The 20,727-nt window shown below is 70.4% G+C and carries 20 protein-coding genes; 14 read left to right on the top strand and 6 right to left on the bottom strand.

The genetic code is table 11. The features are described 5' to 3' along the window. The first annotated feature begins 13 nt into the window (after window positions 1–13). Both Aut01nite_RS30760 and pstS read left to right on the top strand, forming a co-directional pair. Window positions 14–1,360, top strand: coding sequence for a GlnX family signal transduction membrane protein (locus tag Aut01nite_RS30760; RefSeq protein WP_236642706.1), 1,347 nt, complete (start codon window positions 14–16; stop codon window positions 1,358–1,360). Continuing rightward, the gene (pstS, locus tag Aut01nite_RS30755; protein WP_043525294.1) at window positions 1,357–2,421 is read left to right on the top strand and encodes a phosphate ABC transporter substrate-binding protein PstS; all 1,065 of its coding nucleotides are present in this window, start codon (window positions 1,357–1,359) and stop codon (window positions 2,419–2,421) included. Before Aut01nite_RS30760 ends, pstS begins: the two co-directional genes overlap by 4 nt. A gap of 562 nt (window positions 2,422–2,983) precedes the next feature. Here the strand turns inward: pstS and araD are convergent. The 3 genes from araD to Aut01nite_RS30740 all read right to left on the bottom strand — a co-directional run bounded on the left by araD (window position 2,984) and on the right by Aut01nite_RS30740 (window position 6,500). Then, on the bottom strand, window positions 2,984–3,694 hold the full coding sequence (araD, locus tag Aut01nite_RS30750) for an L-ribulose-5-phosphate 4-epimerase AraD (protein WP_043525296.1): 711 nt from the start codon (window positions 3,692–3,694) through the stop codon (window positions 2,984–2,986). A gap of 900 nt (window positions 3,695–4,594) precedes the next feature. After that, complete coding sequence (locus Aut01nite_RS30745) at window positions 4,595–4,966, bottom strand: hypothetical protein (RefSeq protein WP_152628712.1); 372 nt, start codon at window positions 4,964–4,966, stop codon at window positions 4,595–4,597. Between the two features lie 1,096 nt (window positions 4,967–6,062). Next, window positions 6,063–6,500, bottom strand: a complete 438-nt coding sequence (locus tag Aut01nite_RS30740) for a hypothetical protein (protein WP_043525299.1) — start codon at window positions 6,498–6,500, stop codon at window positions 6,063–6,065. Between the two features lie 327 nt (window positions 6,501–6,827). On the opposite strand from Aut01nite_RS30740, the gene Aut01nite_RS30735 reads away from it, so the two are divergent. Then, the gene (locus Aut01nite_RS30735) at window positions 6,828–6,986 is read left to right on the top strand and encodes a hypothetical protein (protein ID WP_161790641.1); all 159 of its coding nucleotides are present in this window, start codon (window positions 6,828–6,830) and stop codon (window positions 6,984–6,986) included. Here Aut01nite_RS30735 and Aut01nite_RS30730 read toward each other — a convergent pair. Next, a complete protein-coding gene (locus tag Aut01nite_RS30730) occupies window positions 6,961–7,953 on the bottom strand; it encodes a LacI family DNA-binding transcriptional regulator (RefSeq protein ID WP_043525300.1) in 993 nt (330 codons plus the stop codon). The genes Aut01nite_RS30735 and Aut01nite_RS30730 overlap by 26 nt on opposite strands. Window positions 7,954–8,297: 344 nt before the next feature. On the opposite strand from Aut01nite_RS30730, the gene Aut01nite_RS30725 reads away from it, so the two are divergent. The 6 genes from Aut01nite_RS30725 (at window position 8,298) to Aut01nite_RS30700 (ending at window position 15,220) form a co-directional block, all read left to right on the top strand. Next, complete coding sequence (locus Aut01nite_RS30725; protein WP_236642707.1) at window positions 8,298–9,269, top strand: ABC transporter substrate-binding protein; 972 nt, start codon at window positions 8,298–8,300, stop codon at window positions 9,267–9,269. Window positions 9,270–9,334: 65 nt separating this feature from the next. Next, window positions 9,335–10,861: a sugar ABC transporter ATP-binding protein gene (locus Aut01nite_RS30720; RefSeq protein WP_043525302.1), complete on the top strand. Its 1,527-nt coding sequence runs from the start codon at window positions 9,335–9,337 to the stop codon at window positions 10,859–10,861. Beyond that, entirely contained in the window at window positions 10,858–11,874 is a 1,017-nt protein-coding gene (locus tag Aut01nite_RS30715; RefSeq protein WP_043525303.1) for an ABC transporter permease, read from the top strand. The genes Aut01nite_RS30720 and Aut01nite_RS30715 overlap by 4 nt, the downstream gene beginning before the upstream one ends. Then, window positions 11,871–12,893 (top strand): galactofuranose ABC transporter, permease protein YjfF, encoded by a 1,023-nt coding sequence (yjfF, locus tag Aut01nite_RS30710; protein ID WP_043525304.1) that lies wholly within the window; start codon window positions 11,871–11,873, stop codon window positions 12,891–12,893. The genes Aut01nite_RS30715 and yjfF overlap by 4 nt, the downstream gene beginning before the upstream one ends. A gap of 39 nt (window positions 12,894–12,932) precedes the next feature. Further along, window positions 12,933–14,414, top strand: a complete 1,482-nt coding sequence (gene araA, locus Aut01nite_RS30705; protein ID WP_043525305.1) for an L-arabinose isomerase — start codon at window positions 12,933–12,935, stop codon at window positions 14,412–14,414. A gap of 62 nt (window positions 14,415–14,476) precedes the next feature. Next, complete coding sequence (locus Aut01nite_RS30700) at window positions 14,477–15,220, top strand: ZIP family metal transporter (protein ID WP_043525307.1); 744 nt, start codon at window positions 14,477–14,479, stop codon at window positions 15,218–15,220. A 176-nt stretch (window positions 15,221–15,396) separates the two neighbouring features. Here Aut01nite_RS30700 and Aut01nite_RS30695 read toward each other — a convergent pair whose 3' ends face one another. Then, complete coding sequence (locus Aut01nite_RS30695) at window positions 15,397–15,819, bottom strand: S26 family signal peptidase (RefSeq protein ID WP_043525308.1); 423 nt, start codon at window positions 15,817–15,819, stop codon at window positions 15,397–15,399. A gap of 149 nt (window positions 15,820–15,968) precedes the next feature. Between Aut01nite_RS30695 and Aut01nite_RS30690 the strand changes: the two genes are divergently transcribed. From Aut01nite_RS30690 to Aut01nite_RS30670, 5 genes are read left to right on the top strand one after another with little or no spacing between them, the layout of a single operon-like run. After that, window positions 15,969–16,502, top strand: coding sequence for a MauE/DoxX family redox-associated membrane protein (locus Aut01nite_RS30690; RefSeq protein WP_043525309.1), 534 nt, complete (start codon window positions 15,969–15,971; stop codon window positions 16,500–16,502). Between the two features lie 25 nt (window positions 16,503–16,527). After that, window positions 16,528–17,061, top strand: a complete 534-nt coding sequence (locus Aut01nite_RS30685) for a peroxiredoxin family protein (protein WP_043525310.1) — start codon at window positions 16,528–16,530, stop codon at window positions 17,059–17,061. After that, on the top strand, window positions 17,049–18,875 hold the full coding sequence (locus Aut01nite_RS30680) for an ABC transporter ATP-binding protein (RefSeq protein ID WP_043525311.1): 1,827 nt from the start codon (window positions 17,049–17,051) through the stop codon (window positions 18,873–18,875). The genes Aut01nite_RS30685 and Aut01nite_RS30680 overlap by 13 nt, the downstream gene beginning before the upstream one ends. Next, complete coding sequence (locus tag Aut01nite_RS30675; RefSeq protein ID WP_043525312.1) at window positions 18,872–19,603, top strand: AfsR/SARP family transcriptional regulator; 732 nt, start codon at window positions 18,872–18,874, stop codon at window positions 19,601–19,603. The genes Aut01nite_RS30680 and Aut01nite_RS30675 overlap by 4 nt, the downstream gene beginning before the upstream one ends. Before the next feature lie 48 nt (window positions 19,604–19,651). Further along, window positions 19,652–19,873, top strand: a complete 222-nt coding sequence (locus tag Aut01nite_RS30670) for a hypothetical protein (RefSeq protein ID WP_043525313.1) — start codon at window positions 19,652–19,654, stop codon at window positions 19,871–19,873. Window positions 19,874–19,922: 49 nt separating this feature from the next. Here the strand turns inward: Aut01nite_RS30670 and Aut01nite_RS30665 are convergent, their stop codons facing one another. Then, on the bottom strand, window positions 19,923–20,630 hold the full coding sequence (locus tag Aut01nite_RS30665; protein ID WP_043525314.1) for a laminin G domain-containing protein: 708 nt from the start codon (window positions 20,628–20,630) through the stop codon (window positions 19,923–19,925). Window positions 20,631–20,727 lie beyond the last annotated feature (97 nt).

The following is a 20,727-nucleotide window of genomic DNA, read 5'->3' as shown; positions in this document are numbered from 1 at the left end:
TTACCGTGGTGGCGTGCCCGCGACGATTTCGGCATTGTTCCGGAACGAGACACCCGTACGGCTGCGGCTCTGGTCCGCCCTCACCGTGAGCGCCGCCGCCCTGCTGCTCGCCGCCCTCAGCCTGATCATGTCCAGCGTGCAGGGGCAGGTGCGGGTGATCGGCCGGGAGGCCGCCCCGCAGGCCGCCACCGCGTCCGACCTCTACTTCGCCCTCAGCGACCTGGACGCCCAGGTCACCCGGATCCTGCTGGCCGGCGACAGTGACGAGCTGGCCGGCAGCCGGGTCGACGCGCTCGGCGCCTACCGGGACCGGGGACACCAGGTCGACCGGGACCTGCACCAGTCGCTGAACGCGGGCGCCGCCGAGGTGGACCGGGTCATCGTCCTGCGGCTGATGGACGGGCTCGCCGTCTACCGGCAGCGGGTCGGGCAGGCCCTCGCCGCCGGCTCCGCCACCGACGCGCTCGGCTACTACACCCAGGCCGCCAACCTGCTGCACCAGCGGCTGCTGCCGGACGCGCGGGCGCTGCGGGACGCGGGCACCGCCCGGCTCGACGACGCGTACGTGCGCAAGGACGCGACCGCGTCCCTCGGAGTCACCCTCGCCGTGCTCCTCGGCGGCCTCCTGCTGGCGCTGCTCATCGGCCTGCAGATCTGGCTGGCCCGCCGGTTCCGCCGCACCTGGAACCCGGCGCTGATCGTCGCGACAGTCATCGGCGCGGTGCTCCCGGCCGCCGCGATCCTGGTGCTGAACGTGCAGTCGAGCCATCTCTCCCACGGACTCGAGCGAGGACTCGGGCCCTACCTGGCGCTGTCCGAGATGCGGGCGCTCGGCTACGACGCCGCCGCCGACACCGGGCGGTACGTGATCAGCGCCAACCTCACCTACTACCGCGACGACTTCACCGGCAAATCCGCCTGCCTCACCGGCGACCCGGCCTGCACCACACCCCGGCTCGACGCCGACGGCTGGGCGCCCGACCTGTCGGGCGACCCGGTCACCGACGCGGCGTCGGCGCGGGGCGGGCTGCCCCGGCTCACCGGGGCGGACGTGCTGAGCCGGTGGGACGCGTACCGCACCGGCCACGAACGGATCCTCACGCTCGCCGCCGCCGGCCGGACCGAGGAGGCGGTCCAGCGGCTCACCGGGATCCGGCGCGGCGACGCGGCATTCGACTTCGCCTACTTCGACGCCTCGGTCAGCGCGGTCACCGACGAGCGGAAGGCCACCTTCGATCAGGACCTCGCCGCCGCCGAACGCACCCTGACCGGCTGGGTGCTCCTGCCGATCGTGCTGCTGGCCGCGGTCATCGCGCTCATCCCGCTGAGCGTCCGCAAACGCCTGGAGGAGTACCGATGACCACCGCCCCCGCCTCCCGGTTCCTCCCCTTCGCGGCAGCCGGAATCCTCGCGCTCACCGGATGCTCCGCCGCGCCCGCGCCGGCCACGCCGCCGATCTCCTGCGCCCGGGGCGCCGTGTCCGGGCAGGGCTCCTCGGCGCAGACCAACGCCGTCAACGCCTGGATCAAGGCGTATCAGATCGCCTGCCCGGACGCGTCCGTCGAGTACACCAGCTCCGGCTCCGGGGCCGGCGTCCGCGCCTTCCTGGCCGGCGACGGCGACTTCGCCGGCACCGACACCCCGCTCAGCACCGCCGACCAGCAGCGGGCCGACGCGCGCTGCGGCACCGGCCGGGCCGTCCACCTGCCGCTGGTCACCGGGCCGATCGCGCTCGCCTACAACGTCGCCGGCATCGACGGCCTGCGGCTGACGCCGCGGACCATCGCCAGGATCTTCAGCGGTCAGGTCACGGTCTGGAACGACCCGGCGATCGCCGCCGACAACGAGGGTACGGCGTTGCCCGCCACCAGGATCCGGATCGTGCACCGGTCCGACGGGTCCGGGACCACCGCCAACTTCCTCGCCTTCCTCACCGGCACCGACTCCGGATGGGCGCACGGCGACGGCAGCACCTGGCCCCTGCCCGGCGGACTCGGCCAGCGCGGCAGCCACCGGGTCGTCGCCGCGATCGGCCGGACGGACGGGGCCATCGGCTACGTCGAGGCGTCGTACGCCCGGGTCACCGACCTGCCGGCCGTCGCCGTCGGAACCGCCGGCGGCGACTTCGTCACCCCCACCGACGACGCGGCCGGCCTCACCGTCGCCGCCGCCCAGGTGTCCGGAACCGGCGGCGACCTGCGCCTGCGGATCGACCCGGCCACGACGACCGGCCGCGGCTACCCGATCGTCTCGGTCACGTACCAGGTGGTGTGCCGCGGATCCGTGCCGGAGGCGGCCCGGAGCTTCCTCGCCTACGCCGCGAGCGACCGCGGCCAGGAGGCCGCCCAGCGGGCCGGGTTCGCCCCACTGCCCGCGGCGTTGCGCTCGCAGGTCGCCCAGGCCATCGCAGGCCTCCGCTGACGGCCCTGCCCGGATCTCCTCGCTGACACCGCTCACCGTCACCGGCATGCCGGCCCCGGCACCACCCGCCATGAACCGCTCACCGCATGTCACCCACACACCTCGTCCCGGCCGATCCACCCCACAGGCCACCACCGCACTCCGCCGCGGTGCCCAGCGTGGCGACTCGCGGCCGAATCCACGCCGTTGGTCACCACGCGTTCGCCGGGGTGTGCTGCGTGGTGACCTGTGGCTGGATTCGCGCCGTTGGTCACCACGCGTTCGTCGGGGTGCGCTGCGTGGTGACCTGTGGCCGGATTCGCGCCGTAGTTCACCACGCGCTTTGCCGCGGGCGATCGGCCGGGGGAGAGTCGAGGGACCGCCCGGTCAGCGGTGGATTCGGCGGTCCGTTCCTCTACAGCGAAGCTGTGCGCTCATGCCCTTCCCGTGCCCGGCGACCCGGCTCGCCTCGGTGGAGGCGCCACGACAGGCTCACCAGATTCCGCCGCGGAAAAGGGCGATCCCGGGTGACCGGCCAAGGGGGAAGTCGGTCACCCGGGATCTTCGGGCGGGGTGGAGGGTCTTACTTGCGCGGCGCGTTGCCGTAGTAGGCGCCCGGGCCGTGCTTGCGCTTGAAGTGACGTTCCTGCAGGTGCGCCGGCGTGCTCGCGCCGGGGTTGAGCGCGAGCGTCTTGAGCGCCATCTCGGCGACGGCCTCCAGGATGATGCCGTGCTCGACCGACTTCAGCGGGGTGGCGCCCCAGGTGAACGGGCCGTGGTTGGCGACCAGGGCGGCGGGCATCCCGGCGGCCGCCTCGTCGTCACCGATACGCTCGACGATGACGCGGCCGGTGTTCAGCTCGTAGTCGGTCGCGCACTCCTCAGGGGTGAGGGTGCGGGTCACCGGCACCGGGCCGTCGAACGTGTCCGCATGCGTGGTGCCGAGAACCGGAACATCCCGGTTGGCCTGGGCGAACGCGACCGCATGGGTCGAGTGCGTGTGGGTGACCCCGCCGATCGACGGCCAGGCCAGGTAGAACGCGCGGTGGCTCTCACTGTCCACCGACGGCCGCAGATCCCCGTCGAGGACCTTGCCGGTCTCCAGGTCGACGGGAACGAGGTGATCCTCGGTCAGGTCGTCATACGCGACGCCGGACGGCTTGATCACGTAGAGCCCGGCCTCCCGGTCGACTCCACTGACGTTTCCCCAGGTCAGCTGGGCGAGCCCAGCCTTGGGGATCATCTGGTTGGCCAGCAGCACGGCCCGGCGCAGGGCCGTCGAACCGTAAGTCACGTCGTCTTCTCCTCGACCCGCAGGATGTTAGCGCTAACCATAGCGGAGCCCCTATGCCCCGACACAAGGCCGTAACGCCTGGACGTGATCAGTAGACGGCGACGGGGCGGTCCGTCAGCGGGAACCGTGCGATTGTCAGCCGCCGGTGGCAGTTCCCTGCGGCCCGGGAGTTGCGCCGCCGCGACCTGCGGCCCGGACGTCCGCCGTGGGTCGGGAATCCGGGCGGACGTGGTAGCAGGAGTCGGAGTGGATACGCCACGGAGGTCGGAGCGAATCGTCAGCGTGGTGTACTGGCCGGGCATCGCCGTGTGCGGGGCGACTGCGCCGGTTCCCGGAGCCGTGTGTCATCCCAGGCCGGGTGCCGTGCGCCACCCCGAGGCCGGCGCGGTGTGCCCCCGAGGCCGGCGATGCGGCGTGATCCCCGGTGGAGCCGCCGGGTCTCGTGATCGGTGGCATCCCGTGCGAGCGGTGCCGTTCGGCGCTGTTCCGTTTCATCCGCCGTGTTGTTAACGTCTCATGGCGTCCGGCCAAACCAGCATGTAGTACCAGCACATCCATGTAATGGTTCGCCATCGCTGCCCGGCGGAACATCACTGCTACTGATAAATGGTCCGAACGTCGCCGGGTGCGAATCGCGGCAGCCCGGCTGATAGGACCGGCAGGATCTCTAGGGAATCGCCGGGCGATGCGCCTCTTGTGAAGCTGAGGGGAAACGGTATTCCGGGATGAGAATCGTTCGACAACGATTTCGTCGACGACATGTTCGTTCAACGGCAGGTGGCGGTCGTCCGGCGCGGAACTCCGACCGGTGTTGCGGAGGAGTTCGTCCGGACGACCGCCGTCGTGCATTGACGCCGTGATGCGAGATCACTCTGGTGGAGTCACCGATGGACCTCGTGCCTAGACGGCGGTGCTGCCGATCGTGCCGCGGGAGGACGGCGCGGCGTTGTACAGTTCCAGCCGGTAGAGCGAGTAGAGCCCGCCGACGTAGGACGTGATGCAGGAGGAGACGCTACCCGTCTTGACCACCACGCCGTTGGCCTGGTCACGGATCCGGAATCGCGCGCCGATCGTGCCGTTCCCGGCGCAGACGTTGTAATAGATCCGGTGGCTCGAGTAATTTGCGTTGATGTAGAAGGTGTTGCAGCTGCTACCGTTTCCGGTATTGCAGCTGTCGGTGACCGCGAGGGCGGGCGAGCTGATGGCCAATGTGGCAGTTGCGCCCACCACTGCCGCGACTGCTACACCTTTTTTACGCGCGGAAGAAGCCACGAATATCCCCGTTCGTTTGATGGATATCGGTTTCTGCGGGTGACTCTAGCAAGGGTCGGGCCATGCGTCGCCCCTTCTTTCCTCGTTTTGATAAGCGGGCGCTTTCATGCAGGCCAGCGCATGATCGTCTATGTGATGTGTCTCAATATGCGGGAAGTTACCGGGCTACTGTGAACGCTAACGCCGCGTCGCGCAGTGGAGTCCGGGAGGGGTGAGCGGCCGCGGGCCGGTGCGGCGGTCCCCGGAGCGACCGGTGAACCCGTCGAGGATCGGGACTCGGCCCTCGGGCTCGGCGCCGTCGGCCGCATCCGGGTCGGCTCTGCGGCGCTCACCCCGTGTGGTTCCCTTCGTCGGGCCCATTCTCAGTGCCCCTCGCCTTTCCGGGTGAAGACCCCGTGTCGCGCTCCGTCCCACTGTCGTTCCGCTCCGCCCCGCTGCCGGCGCAGGCTGGTCCTACCGGCGGACGCCGCGCATCCCGCCGCCGGACCTCGCCTCTCACACTGTCGGTCCTGCTTCGGCTTTCTGCCGAAAGAACCCCATCCCGTTATCGGCATGACCAGGGGATGGGCGATGGTGGTGGGGTGCGGCCGTTGGTCGGTTCGGCCGTCGGGCGGGCAGGTCCTGCCGTCAGCCGTGGTCCGGCTCTCCTGACGGTTCAGGCCCATGCCGTTACCCCTGGCCTTCGCCGCGGGACCCCTTCACCCGGGACCGTCCGCGCCGGCGGATCTTGCTCGGCTGGTTCTTGCTGCCGAATCGAAAGTCGGCCATCACCGCAGCTCGTGCCCTGATCGAAAATGTATGTCAACGGCGCCCAGCGGCCGACTCTCACGCGCGGCACGGGCGTCGCCGGGACAGGGAGGGCTGTCTCAGCCGGCGGAAGACACTCGTGCGAACCGGCTGGCATCTCCGGCTGGTCACCAGTGCTGTCTCGCCGGCTCCGAGGCGGCACCGGTGACCGGCAATGGAACCGGCTCCAGTCTTGCCCGCCCGTCGGCACGCAGCCCACATGGCGCAACGGGGGGACGGTGCGTGACGCGTACTGGAAGGATGGTTAAGAGGAAAGGCGTGGGCCGGAAGTAATCCGCGGGCTCGAGTCTCAGGTTCGGGTGTTGGTGGCGCGGGGAGGGGGCAGGCGCAGGGTGCGGGGGACACCGGTGATAGCGGTTCGCGGCTGTGGAACCCGAGCCTGTGGCGCGACAACTGTCCGCCAGGTGAAGGTGACCTCACTCAGGGTGATCGTCTGGCCGGCGGCGCAGAGGCCCGCTTGCCGATCGTCGGCGGACTCGGTCCGGCCGTAAACGATCATCAGGCTGGTTCCGGTGTCGTCGGTCTGCACAGCCCACACCTCGCCGTGGCCGCGAAGTCCGGTGCCACCGCAGGTCAGCAGTGATGCCCGGCCGCGCAAGGGGACGGCCATCTCGTGGCCGTCGGCATCGCGGATGTGCAGGGTTCCGGAGAGCCGCGGGGTTCTGCGGCGTGACCGCGACCAGCGGGCCGCTGTCGTCGAGGACCGTCGTGCGTCGTCGTTGAGCACCCCCTGGACTGTAGCGGTGTGAGGCCATTTCGCAACGCCCCGTCACTGATGCGGGTGATTTCGCGGTGGAACGACGCGTTGAAGGCGTTTCACGAACGCCGAAATACTGCGGCGCTCGGGTGGCGACCGCAGGAAGTGAAGCGGTCCGATCATGGACGGCGGCGGCGGGGTGGCCGGAGCGGCGAGGGGAGGGTGCTGTGCGGGGTGGAGAGCTGGCCGGTCGGGGGAGCGGCAGGCCGGCTGGCAGGTGGTGGAGTGTGACGGCCCGCACATGGGGCCGCCCCCGGACCGGGGTGCTGGCGCCGGTCCAGGGGCGGGGTCTGTGCGATGGGAGCGTGGCTTCGTGTGGTCGTCGACGGCGCGGTGGGGCGGCGCTGGGCCGGGGTGGTCGGGGATGCGGCGGGGTGGCGCCGGGCCGGGGTGGTCGGGGATGCGGCGGGGCGGCGCTGGGCCGGGGTGGTCAGGGACGTGGTGGGGCGGCGCTGACCCGTGGCGTCATTCGGGGCGCCACCACCACGTCCTCGGGTGGGGCGTCGCCGTCGGGGACGGCCATGTGGCGCAGCAGCAGGGACAGGGCGCGCCGGCCGAGTTCGGCGAAGTCCTGGTGGACGGTGGTGAGCGGGGGCAGGAAGTAGCCGGAGTCGGGCATGTCGTCGAAGCCGGCGACGCTCACGTCGTCGGGGACGCGGCGGCCGGATTCGTGCATGGCGCGGAGTACGCCGAGGGCGATCCGGTCGTTGGCGCAGAACACCGCGGTCACTGTCGGGTCTTCGGCGAGGCGGCGGCCTTGTTCGTAGCCGGCGGCGGCGTCCCACCAGCCGGCGGTGACGGGTGGGACGACGGCGCCGGCGGCGTACAGGGTGCGGCGCCAGCCGTCGACGCGGGCTTGTGCCTCGGGCCAGTCGAGCGGGCCGGCGACGTGGTGCACGGTGGCGTGCCCGAGGTCGAGCAGGTGCTGGGTGACGAGGCCGGCTCCGGCGGAGTTGTCGACCCGTACGGTCGGGAAGCCGGCTTGTTTGTCGCCGCCGACCGCGACGCAGGGGATGCCCGCGGGGGCGTGAGTCAGCGCTGTGGTGACGGCGGGTTTCGGGGCGATCGCGATGATCCCGTCGACGCCGTGCTGGACGAGCCGGTCGACGGCTTCCAGGACGGGCTGGTGTGACAGGTCGCGGACGGTGGCGACGCTGACCAGGTATCCGGCGGCGCGGGCGGCGCTTTCGATGCCGTAGAGCATCGATTCGGGGCCGAACAACGTGGTCTCGAAGCCGACGATGCCGAGGGTGTGCGACTCCCGGGTGGCGAGGGTGCGCGCTGCCAGGTTGCGCCGGTAGTTGAGCGATCGCATGGCGGCCAGGACGCGTTCCCGGGTCTCGGCGCGCACGTTGGGATGCTCGTTGATCACCCGGGACACCGTCTGGTGCGAGACGCCGGCCAGCTTGGCCACGTCGCGCATGACGCTGCCGCGCTCCTTGCCGGTTCGCGCCCGGGGCGCGGGTACGTGCAGGTCAGTAGCGGTTTCGGGTTGCCCCGCCGCCTCATCAGATGTCGGCATTGGATGATTCCTAGTTGCTTCCGGTCGATCACCGCGTGTGAGATGAGGGCTATTGCAACAGATCCGAAACAGCGATCCAAGTCTCTTGACGAGCGCGATGAGAACGGTAACACTCTCGAAACGACAACCTGTGACGGCGGTCGCAGTGAGACGCCGATCTCTGCGGTTTCGGCTGGTAGCCGTAGTCGCTGCTTATTTGTGAACGGTAACAGTTCTGGAGGTTTGCAGTGCGTAAGACCTTGTCTGTGGCGGTGTTCGGGGGCCTGCTGGCCGTGTCCGCGCTCGCCGGTTGTGGTTCCAGCGACGATTCCGCGAAGGGCGGCGACGGCGGCAGCGGCGACAAGATCGTCCTGGGCTTCTCGCAGGTCGGCGCGGAGAGTGGCTGGCGTACCGCCAACACCGAGTCGATCAAGGCGTCGGCCGACGCGGCCGGCATCACGCTGAAGTTCGCCAACGCGAACGGCAAGCAGGAGCAGCAGATCGCTGACATCCGCAGCTTCATCACCCAGGGCGTCGACGTGATCGCCTTCTCGCCGGTGGTCACCTCCGGCTGGGACGCGGTGCTCAAGGAGGCCAAGGACGCCGACATCCCGGTCGTCCTGACCGACCGCGCCGTCGACTCGCAGGACACCAGCCTCTACAAGTCCTTCATCGGCTCCGACTTCAAGCTCGAGGGCAAGAAGGCCGGCGAGTGGCTGCTCAAGCAGTACGAGGGCAAGAACGAGCCGGTCAACATCGTCGAGCTGCAGGGCACCACGGGCTCGGCCCCGGCCCTGGACCGCCAGTCGGGCTTCCAGGAGGCCATCAAGGCCAACCCCAACCTGAAGATCGTGAAGTCGCAGACCGGTGACTTCAAGCGCGCCGACGGCAAGACGGTCATGGAGGCCTTCCTGCAGTCCGAGAAGGACATCGACGTGCTCTACGCCCACAACGACGACATGGGCCTGGGCGCCATCGAGGCGATCAAGGCGGCCGGCAAGAAGCCCGGCACCGACATCAAGATCATCACCGTCGACGCGGTCAAGGACGGCATGACCGCGCTGGCCGCCGGCGAGATCAACTTCATCGTGGAGTGCTCGCCGCTCCTCGGCGACCAGCTGATGCAGACCGTCAAGAAGGTCAAGGCCGGCGAGTCGGTGGAGCAGCGCATCGTCACCGAGGAGACCACCTTCACCCAGGAGCAGGCCAAGGAAGCGCTCCCCACCCGCAAGTACTGATCGATCCGCTCGTAGGTCGCCCCGGCCGTGCCGGGGCGACCTACGGCGCGCGAAACGGAGCCACAATGGGCGAGCAGTCTCCGGTCCTCGAGATGACCGGGATCCGAAAAGTCTTCCCCGGCGTCGTCGCCCTCGACGGCGTCGATTTCCGTATGTTCCCGGGTGAGGTTCACGCCCTGATGGGTGAGAACGGCGCCGGAAAATCCACCCTGATCAAGACGCTGACCGGCGTCTACGAGATCGACGGTGGCGAGATCACGCTCGGCGGCAAGCCGGTGCGGATCTCCGGGCCGCTGCAGGCCCAGCAGGCCGGCATCAGCACGGTCTACCAAGAGGTCAACCTCTGCACCAACCTCTCCATCGCGGAGAACATCTTCATCGGCCGCGAGCCCCGTCGATTCGGCAAGATCCAGTGGGGCCGGATGCGGCGCCGGGCCGCGGAGCTGCTCGCCCGGCTCGACCTCGACCTCGACGTGTCCGCGCCGCTGAGCACCTACTCCCTGGCGATCCAGCAGATGGTCGCCATCGCCCGCGCGATCGACGTCGACGCCCGGGTGCTCATCCTCGACGAGCCCACCTCCAGCCTGGACACCGCCGAGGTGGAGCAGCTGTTCCGGGTCATGCGCCGGCTCAAGGAATCCGGCGTGGCGATCCTGTTCGTCTCGCACTTCCTGGACCAGATCTACGAGATCTCCGACCGGCTCACCATTCTGCGCAACGGCCAGCTGATCAGCGAGCACCGCGTCGAGGAGCTGTCCCAGGTGCAGCTGGTCGAGAAGATGATCGGCAAGGAGCTCGCCGCGCTCGAGGACGTCGAGGACAAGGCGCAGAGCAACCGGGAGCGGGCGGCCGGGGCCAAACCGCTCCTGGAGGCCGAGGGGCTGGGCCGGACCGGCGCGATCGCCCCGTACAACCTGACCATCCACGAGGGTGAGGTGGTGGGCCTGGCCGGTCTGCTCGGGTCCGGCCGTACCGAATTGGCCCGTCTGCTCTTCGGCGCCGACAAGGCGGACCAGGGCGAGGTACGCGTCGACGGTAAGAAGGTCAGCCTGCGCGACCCGCAGGCGGCCATGAAGCACCGGATCGCCTTCTCGTCGGAGAACCGGCGCACCGAGGGCATCATCGGCGACCTCAGCGTCCGGGAGAACATCATCCTGGCGTTGCAGGCCAGCCGCGGGTGGGCCCGACCCATCCCGCGCAAGAAGCAGGACGAGATCGTCGACAAGTACATCAAGGCGTTGCAGATCCGGCCGGCCGATCCGGAGCGCCCGGTGCGCAACCTCAGCGGCGGCAACCAGCAGAAGGTCCTGCTGGCCCGGTGGCTGATCACCGAACCCCGCCTGCTGATCATCGACGAGCCGACCCGCGGCATCGACGTCGGCGCCAAGGCCGAGATCCAGAAGCTGGTGGCCGAGCTGTCCACCGGCGGTATGGCGGTGCTCTTCGTCAGCGCCGAGCTGGAGGAGGTGCTGCGGCTCAGTCACAAGATCGCGGTGCTGCGTGACCGGCGCCTGGTCGAGGAGCTGGAGAACAGCGCGGACGTCGACGCCGACCGCATCATGCAGACCATCGCCAGCGGAGCAAGCTCATGAGCATCGTCAAGAAGCGGCTGTTCTGGCCGTCGTTGATCCTGGTAGTGATGCTGGGCATCAACGTCTTCACCTCCAACCAGTTCCTCACGATCCAGGACGGCCACCTCTTCGGCACCCTGATCGACATCCTGCGCGGCAGCGCGCCGCTCGTCCTGGTGTCGGTCGGCATGACGCTCGTCATCGCCACCGGCGGCATCGACCTGTCGGTGGGCGCCGTCATGGCGATCTCCGGCGCCGTCGCGTGTCTGCTGATCCAGGACCTCGGCAACCAGAACAGCGTCGCCTCGGTGCTGCTGATCATCGGGATCGCGATCGCCGTCGCGCTGGTGCTCGGGCTGTGGAACGGCACGCTGGTCGCGGTCGTCGGTATTCAGCCGATCATCGCGACGCTGATCCTGATGGTGGCCGGCCGTGGCCTGGCGCAGCTGGTCACCGACGGCCAGATCATCAACGTGCAGTCCGGGCCGTACTCGACCCTCGCCTCGGGTTTCTTCCTGTCTCTGCCGGTGGCGTTCCTGATCGCCGTGGCGGCTGTCGTGCTGACCATCCTGCTGACCCGGCGCACCGCGCTGGGCCTGCTGCTGGAGTCGGTCGGCGGCAGCCCGACGGCGAGCCGGCTGGCCGGTATCAGCGCCCGCCGGATCACCGTCATGGTCTACGTGGTGGCGGGTGGGTTCGCCGGTCTGGCGGGCCTGATCTACAGCGCCGACATCAAGAGCGCGGACAGCATCTCCGCCGGTAACCTCATCGAGCTCGACGCCATCCTGGCCGTGGTCATCGGTGGCACGGCGCTGATCGGCGGCCGGTTCTCGATCATCGGCACCGTGCTCGGCGCGGTCATCATCCAGACGCTGCGGATCACCGTGGTCGCCCTCGACATCCCGGACAAGGCGAACCTGCTGTTCAAGGCCGTCGTGGTGGTGGCGCTCTGCCTGTCCCAGTCCCCGGAGTTCCGGGCCAAGGTCTTCGGGCGCTTCAAGCGCCGTCCCGCCGTTGAGAAGGTTGCAGCATGACCACCATGCAGACGAGCCCCGTTGTGAAGGGCGACGGTCCGCAGCTCAACAAGCGGCACCGGAGCTTCAGGCCGAACACCAAGCACGTCCCGATCCTGGCCACCCTCGGCCTGCTCGTGGCGATGTACGTCAGTGGCCTGGCGAACTACCCCAGGTTCGACAACCCGATGGTCGTCGTCAACCTGTTCCGTGACAACGCGGTGCTGCTGGTGGTCGCGGTCGGCATGACCTTCGTGATCCTCACCGGCGGCATCGACCTGTCGGTCGGCGCGGTCATCTCGCTGACCACCGTGCTGACCGCGACGCTGCTCAAGGCCGACTGGCCGCCGCTCGTGGTGCTGCCGGCGGTGCTGGTGCTGGGCGCGCTGATCGGCGCCGGCCAGGGCGCGGTGATCCACTACTTCAAGGTGGAGCCGTTCATCGCCACGTTGGCGGGCCTCTTCCTCGCCCGCGGCCTGGCGCTGTTCATCAACGAGGACTCCATCCCGATCCGCAACGACATGTGGCGGGAGCTGTCGGACTTCCGGATCCCGCTGGCCGACGGCGTCAGCACCAAGCCGATCGCCATCGTCGCGCTGCTCACGCTGCTCATCGCCGCCGTCGTGCTGGCGTGGACCCGGTTCGGCCGTAACGTCTACGCGATCGGCGGCAACGCCGACTCGGCGCTGCTGATGGGCCTCCCGGTGGGCCGCACCAAGATCGCCGTCTACACGCTGAGCGGATTCTGCGCGGCGCTCGGCGGCGTGCTGTTCAGCATCAACTCCACCTCCGGCTGGGCCGGTCAGGGCAACGGCATCGAACTGGACGCGATCGCCGCGTGTGTCATCGGCGGCGTGCTGCTCACCGGCGGCTCCGGTTTCGTCTGGGGCACGCTGCTCGGCGTCCTGGTCACCGGCCTGATCCGGACGCTCATCAACTTCCAGGGCGACCTGAACGTGGCCTGGAGTCAGATCATCGTCGGTGTGCTCCTGTTCAGCTTCATCGTGATGCAGCGACTCGTCACGAGAAAAGCGAGATAGCCGCATGACCACAGAAAAGTACGAGAAGGGCGACCGCACATGAGCAACGGGGAAATCTGGTTCCTGACCGGCAGTCAGGGACTCTACGGACCGGAGACCCTGGAGCAGGTCGCCTCGCAGTCCCGGGAGATCGCGATCCAGCTGGACACCCAGCTCGACGCGGACGTGATCTGGCAGCCGGTGCTGACCAGCGCCGAGCAGATCCTGGAGATCTGCCGCCGGGCCTCGTCGACGCCGGGCGTGCTCGGCGTCGTCACCTGGATGCACACGTTCTCGCCGGCCAAGATGTGGATCGCCGGCCTGGACGCGCTGCGGGCCCCGCTGCTGCACCTGCACACCCAGCACAACGTCGAGCTGCCCTGGGGCGAGATCGACATGGACTTCATGAACCTCAACCAGGCCGCGCACGGCGACCGGGAGTTCGGGTTCATCGAGACGCGGCTGGGCGTGCCCCGCAAGACCGTGGCCGGGCACGTCAGCAACCCGGCCGTGGTGGCCCGGATCGCCACCTGGGTGAAGGCGGCCCGCGGCTACTCCGCGATGCGCAACCTCAAGCTGGCGCGTTTCGGCGACAACATGCGGGACGTGGCGGTCACCGAGGGCGACAAGGTCGAGGCGCAGCTGCGGTTCGGCGTCTCGGTCAACACGTACGGGGTCAACGACCTGGTCGCCGTCGTCGACCAGCAGTCGGACGCGGACATCGACAAGCTGGTCGAGGAGTACCGGGACACCTACGAGGTGGCGCCCGAGCTGCTCGGCGAGCGGCTCGAGTCGCTGCGCTACGGCGCCCGGATCGAGCTGGGCCTGCGGCAGTTCCTCACCGAGGGCGGCTTCCGCGCGTTCACCTCGAACTTCGAGGACCTCGGCGGGCTGCGCCAGCTGCCCGGCCTGGCGGTGCAGCGGCTGATGGCCGACGGCTACGGCTTCGGCGGCGAGGGGGACTGGAAGACCTCGGTGCTGGTGCACACGCTCAAGGCGATGGCCCCGGGCGGCGGCACGTCCTTCATGGAGGACTACACGTACGACCTGACCCCGGGCAACGAGGTCATCCTCGGCGCCCACATGCTCGAGGTGTGCCCGTCGATCGCGGCGGAGAAGCCGAAGCTGGAGATCCACCCGCTCGGCATCGGCGGCCGGGAGGACCCGGTCCGCCTGGTCTTCGACGCCCGGCCGGGCAAGGCGGTCGTGCTCGGCCTGGCCGACCTGGGCGAGCGGTTCCGCCTGGTCGCCAACGAGATCGAGGTGGTCCCGCCGACCGCGCCGCTGCCGAAGCTGCCGGTCGCCCGGGCGGTCTGGAAGCCGGCCCCGTCGCTGTCCACGTCGGCCGAGTGCTGGCTGACCGCGGGCGGCCCGCACCACACCGTGCTGTCCTCGGCGGTGGGCGCCGAGGAACTGGCCGACCTGGCCGAGATGGTCGGCACCGAACTGCTGGTCATCGACGAGGCGACGACGACCCGTTCGTTCGCCAAGGAGGTGCGCTGGAACCAGGCGTACCACCGCCTGGCCCGCGGCTTCCGCTGAGTCGCGTGGATCACCCCGCCCGGATGGTGTGCCGGGCGGGGTGACCGGGCACTGTCCGCCGTATGCCGGGTTGGTTGGAGGCGGGCGGCTGGGGACTCCTCGCCGGTTCCGCGCTGCTGCTGGGCGCCGCGGTCGGCTTCTTCGTCCGCATTCCGCGCCGTGCCATCGCGTCGATCATGGCGTTCGGCGCCGGCGTGCTGCTCTCCGCCGTCGCCTTCGAGTTGGTCGGTGAGGCCTACGACCAGGCCGGCATGTCGTGGACCGCGTCCGGCGCGATCGCCGGCGCCCTGATCTATACCGGCTGCAACGTCCTGCTGGCCCGCCGCGGCGCCCGCAACCGCAAGCGTTCCGGCGGCGACGACCGCTCCGACGACGGCTCCGGCCTGGCCTTGGCCACCGGCGCCCTCCTCGACGGCATCCCCGAATCGATCGTCATCGGCACCAGCCTGCTGGCCGGTGGCGGCGTCAGCGTCGCCACGGTCGTCGCCGTCTTCGTCAGCAATGTCCCGGAGGGTCTCTCCAGCGCGGCCGGTCTGCGTGCCGCCGGCCGCGGCCGCGCCTACGTCTTCACCCTGTGGGGCGGCATCGCCGCTATCAGCGCGCTCTCCTCGATCGCCGGTTTCACGGTGCTCGCCTCCGCGCCGGCGGTCCTGCTCGGCTGGATCACCGCGCTGGCCGGCGGCGCCATCCTGACCATGGTCGCGGACACCATGATCCCGGAGGCGTTCGACGACGCGCACCTGCTGATCGGCCTGATCACGGTGGCGGGTTTCCTGCTCTCCTTCGCCCTGTCCCACGCGGGCTGAGAGCCGGGGCCTGATTTCGTACGGGCCACGAAAGGTCCCGTGCCCGTCCACGCGAGGCAGTCGGCCCGTTCGAGCCGATCCGCGGCCGCCGGGCTGAAGCGGCCCGGCACGGTCAATTCCGTATATCGTCGCGCATTCTATTTCGGTATCCGTCGTGAATCGCGCTTCAGTTAGCGTTAACCAAGGCTACGCAACACGCGGCCTGCTACGTCGGAGCACGGCACGAATCCCCAGGTCCGGGAATCCACACTGTCCGGGCTGTCGCCGAGCACCACGCAGGAGCCGGGCGGCACGACGCCGGCCCCGGCGACCGGCGCGACGGTGTCCGGGACCGGGTCGCCCGGCATCGCGGCCACCCGCTTGACCAGATATTCGCTGGCCCCGGCGGGTCGGGAGGCCGCCTCCGGGTGCCGGAGCAGGACCACGTCACCGCGGCCCGGCCGGCCGCCACGGACGGCGAGCAGGCGGTCGCCGCTGCGGTGGGTGGGCTCCATGCTGGCGCCGGTGACCTCGACGACGAGCAGCGCACGGCGCAGCGCCAGCACGCCGAGCAGAACCGGGGCCAGGGTGCCGATCAGGTAAAAGGCATAGCGCTTCATCAGTCGCGAGCGTGCAATAGAGAGCGCTAACATTCAAGTATTGACATCTGTAACAGCCCGGTTTACTTTGCGTTGACCGCGGGGGTGGTCCACGTTTCCACGGCTCGATGAAACCCCCACGCAAAACGAACAGGAACGGGGGTTCCATCGTGCTCGTTCTCGCCGTCGCCGTACTCACCGTCGCGAGTGTTCTGATCGTCTCCGTCGCGTCGAAGCTCCGGTCGGCCGAGGCGTACCGGCGTTTCCGCGACGGCGTCGCCGAGCTCGGCGCCGTCCCCGCCCGGTCGGCCGGCATCACGGCCGTCGCCGCGATCGCCGGCGAGACGGCCACGCTGGGCCTCGTCGCCGTCCCGGTCACCGCCGCCGCCGGGTTGCTCGCCGCCGGTGTGGTGTTCACCGTCTTCGCGGTGGTGCTGGCGCGGGCGGTCACCCGGGGCGCGGCGACCGGCTGCCACTGCTTCGGCGCCACCACCGAGACCGTCGCGGTGCGCCACGTCGTCCGGACCGGCTTCCTGGCACTGCTCGCCTTCGCCGGCGGCGCCGTCGGCGTGACCGCCCCGGCGCCGGACCCGTGGACCGCCGCACCCGCCACCGTCGCGGCCGTCGCCGTCGCCGCCCTGGTCGTCGCGACGGTCGTCTACCTCGACGAGATCGTCTGGCTGTTCGGACGCCCCACCCGCTGAGCCCCTTTCGGAAGAGGTCCCCTTCATGCTGCTGCTCACCGCGGCCGTCATCGCCCTGACCGTCTTCGTCCTGATCGACCTGCTGCTCAGCGCGGCGATCATCAGGCGGTTGCGGGACACCGAGGCCCGTCTCGACGAGATCACCCCGTCGGCCCGTCCCGGCCTGATGAACGGCACCGCCATGCCGGACTTCAGCGACGCCGCCGGAACGTTCACCCGCGCCGGCGTGACGGATGTCCCGTTGCTGCTCGCCTTCTTCGCCACCGGATGCCGGTACTGCCCGACCCAGGCCGAACAGCTCGCCCACCGCAAGGCCGAGATCGACGGGCACGGCATCCGGGTCGTCTCGGTGCTGACCGTGCTCGACGACGCGGCGCCCGACGACCTGACGCCGACCTTGGAGAAGTCCGGGGCGGTGGTGACCGAGCACGGGCCGGGCGGCCTGATGGCGACGTTCTCGGTGACCGGCACCCCGACCTTCCTGCTGTACGACCGCACCGGCACCCTGCTGGGCTCGGGCAACTCGATCCACGAGGTGATGGAGCGATGGATCCCGTGACCACCGGCGGCCTTCGGGTCGTCCGCGCGGCGGTCGCGCTCGGGGTCCGGGCCGCGCCCGGCACCCTCGCGCTCTCGGTGGTGATGACGTTCGCCGGCGGGGCCACCCCGGTGGGTCTGGCCTGGTCGACGAAGCTGCTGCTGGACGGCATCGCCGGGCACGACCCGGCCCGGCGCAACGCCGGCGTGGCCGGACTCGTCGTCCTCGGTGTGCTGACCGCCCTGCTGTCGCACGTGCGCCGCTACTGCGATCAGGAGCTGTCCCGCCGGGTCAAGGTGCGCACCCAGGTCGAGCTGTTCACCGCCGTGTCGGCGTACGAGGGGCTCGCGGAGATCGAGGACAGCGCGTTCCACGACCGGCTCCGCATCGCCCAGGACGCCAGCGGGTTCGCGCCGGTCCAGATCCTGTCGTCGCTGTTCACCTTCTCCTCGTCGGTGATCACGCTCGCCGGCTTCGGGTACACCCTGTGGCTGGCCGGGCCGTGGCTGGCCGGCCTGGTCCTGCTGTCGGCGTGCCCGACGCTGTGGGCGCAGATCCGGCTGGCCCGCCGGCACGGCGAGATGATCGTCCGGGCCAGCCCGTTCTGGCGGCGGCAGGCGTTCTATGCCGCGCTGCTGCTCGACCCGCGGGCGGCCAAGGAGATCCGGCTGTTCGGGCTGGCCACGCACCTGCGGACCCGGATGGCCCGGGAGATCCACGCGGGCCAGGCCGAGGAACGCGCCCAGGACGTCCGGACGCTGCGCGTCGACCTGGCGCTGTCGGCGATGACAAGCGTCCTCAGCGGGGTGGCGCTGGCCTGGATCGCGGGCCGGATCGCCGCCGGGTACGGCACCGCCGGCGATCTGGTGGTGCTGATCGCGGCGCTGGCCGCGGTGCAGTCGGCGCTCACCTCGGCGGTCCTCGACGTGGCCACGATGGGCGAGCTGATCACCACCTTCGGCCACTACCTCGACCTGACGGCGGCGGCCCGTCCCCGGCCGCGTCCGGTCACCGGGTTGCCGGCGCTGACCGGCCGGATCGAGTTCTCCGGCGTCTGGTTCCGGTACGCGCCCGGCCACGACTGGGCGCTGCGCGGGCTGGACCTGGTCGTCGAACGGGGGCAGGCGGTCGCGCTGGTCGGCGCGAACGGCGCCGGCAAGTCGACAATCGTCAAGCTGCTCTGCGGCTTCTACACCCCGACTCGGGGGCGGATCACCTGGGACGGCGTCGACCTCGCCGACATCGAACCGGCCGAGCTGCGCCGCCGGATCCGGGCCACCTTCCAGGACTTCATGACCTACGAGCTGTCCGCGGCCGACAACATCGCGGTCGGCGACATCGACGGGCGTCACGACCGGCCGGCCGTGGCGCGCGCCGCGGACTGGGCCGGTATCGGCGAGACCCTGGCCGGCCTGCCGAACGGGTACGACACGTTGCTCAGCCGCACCTTCAGCGACGGCGCCCGGGACGCCGAGCGCCGGCCCACACCGGGGGTGGTGCTGTCCGGCGGGCAGTGGCAGCGGCTCGCGCTCGCCCGCGCGGTCCTGCGCGCCTCCGCCGACCTGCTCATCCTCGACGAACCGTCGTCGGGGCTCGACGTCCGCGCGGAGCACGAGATCCACCGCCGGCTGGCGGAGTTGCGCGACGGGCGTACCTCTCTGCTGATCTCGCACCGTCTCAACACGGTCCGCGACGCCGACGTCATCGTGGTGCTGCGCGACGGCGTGGTCGCCGAACGCGGCGATCACGCCGCGCTGATGGCGGCCGGCGGGGTGTACGCGGAGCTGTTCCGGCTGCAGGCGGCCGGATTCGCCGAGGAGGCGGTGTCGTCATGAGCGTCGTGGTGGCGCTGCTCGGCCCGTTGCGGCTGACCGCGAACGGCCAGGAGGTGCGGCTGGGCGGCCAGGGACGCCGCACCGTGGTGGCGATGCTCGCGCTGCGGGCGGGCACGGTGGTCAGCGTGGACCGGTTGATCGACGGCCTGTGGGGTGAGGAGCCGCCGATGACCGCCGTCACCAAGCTGCAGGGCCACATCTGCGCGCTGCGGCGGGAGCTGGGGCAGCCGGCGATCCGTACCACGCCGCCCGGTTATCTGCTCTGCGACGGCCTGGTCAGCACCGACCTCGCCGAGTTCGAGCGCCTGGTAGGGGAGGGGAGCCGCGCGCCGGACCCGGCCGTCCGGGCGGCGGTGCTGGACCGGGCGCTGCGGTTGTGGCGCGGCCCCGCCTGCTCCGACGTGCGCAGCAGCCTGGTGGCCGCGGCCGCGGCCACCCTCGACGAGCGGCGGGCCCGGGTCCGGGAGAACCTCGCCGGGGTCCGGCTGGAGCTGGGCGACGTCGACGTGGCGCTCGACGACATGCACGCTCTGGTGCTGGAGCAGCCGTTCCGGGAGTACGCCTGGGAGATGATCATGCGCTGTCACATCGCGCGCCGGGACACCGCTGCCGCGCTCGCCACGTACCACCGGGTGTCCCGCCTGCTCGGCGCCGAGCTCGGCGCCGCACCCGGCCGGCAACTCCGGGCCCTGGCCGCCCGCCTGGAGATGCCGTTAGCGGCGCGTTAGCGCCGTCCGGCACCGTCGGGTGTTACCGAAGCGATGAGGAGGCCCACCATGACGACCCTGCTCAAGGCGGCCGGCGACCGGCTGCTCGGCGCGCTCGTGCCGAGCCGCCAGGCCGCGGCCTGTACCTACCCGGGCGACTGCACCTATGTGAAGCACGGTTGCTCCGGCGGCCGTTGTTACTACTACTACCAGTGGGGCCGGACCTGCTACGTCGGTGAGCAGGCGCCCTCCTGCTACAGCTACTTCCGGAAGTACTCGGGCTGCTGCTGAGCCCGGCGACGGGGGCCCCGCGCGCCGCGAGGGGTCCCCGCCGACGACCTCAGACCGCCTCGACGGTGATCCAGTCCAGGTCACCGGCGTAGTAGTCGCAACCCACCTTGACCTGGTCACAGTCCAGTTTGCCGCCGATGGACACCGGCCAGTCGTTGTCGATCGTCCCGGTCCAGCCGAGCCGGGCCGCCGCCTGCCGCCCGTCGATGCTGAGGAACACTCCCGCGCGCAGCCGCACGCAGCGGACCACGTGCCAGGCCCCGTCGTTGATCCGGTACGGCGCGATCAGCTCGATCGTCCCCCTGGACCCGCGGTACGTGCAGGTGGCCCGCCCGTTCGGCAGCTGCACCTTCCAGCTCCCGCCGGGCACGGTGGCCTGGCCCTTCTGGATGACGTTGCCGAACTTCCGGCTGGTCCGGAGCCGGACCGTCACGGCGAAGTCCCGCTCCGCCGGGTCGAGGTCCGGATGGTCGGCGACGACGACCAGATGGCCGGGCCGGGTGGGCGGAGTGTCCGGTTCCAGGCGGTCGAACCGGTACCCGACCGTGGGCCCGGCGGTCAGACCCGTGCCGACCTCCGGCCCGATCCGCCCGTGGTGACCGCGCCCGCCGGCGTCGGCCATCCAGGTGTCGCCGGGCGACTCGTCCATCGGCCAGACCGCCATCACGTGGTCCGCCGCCGCCCGCGCCGGGCCGGCCACAGCGGTGAGAAGGCAGGTCAGCGCGGTGGCGGCAGCCAGTGTGCGGGGTTTTCCCATGGCTCGTCCTCGAGTGTCGGAGGGGGAGAAGAATATAACCCTAATGTGCGATTTAAGAGGGTTCTCGGCGATCATGGAAAACTGCCCCGGACGAGCC

Source organism: Actinoplanes utahensis, from assembly GCF_016862455.1.
Classification (GTDB): Bacteria; Actinomycetota; Actinomycetes; order Mycobacteriales; family Micromonosporaceae; genus Actinoplanes; species Actinoplanes utahensis.
This window is presented reverse-complemented; position numbering and strand designations above follow the sequence as displayed.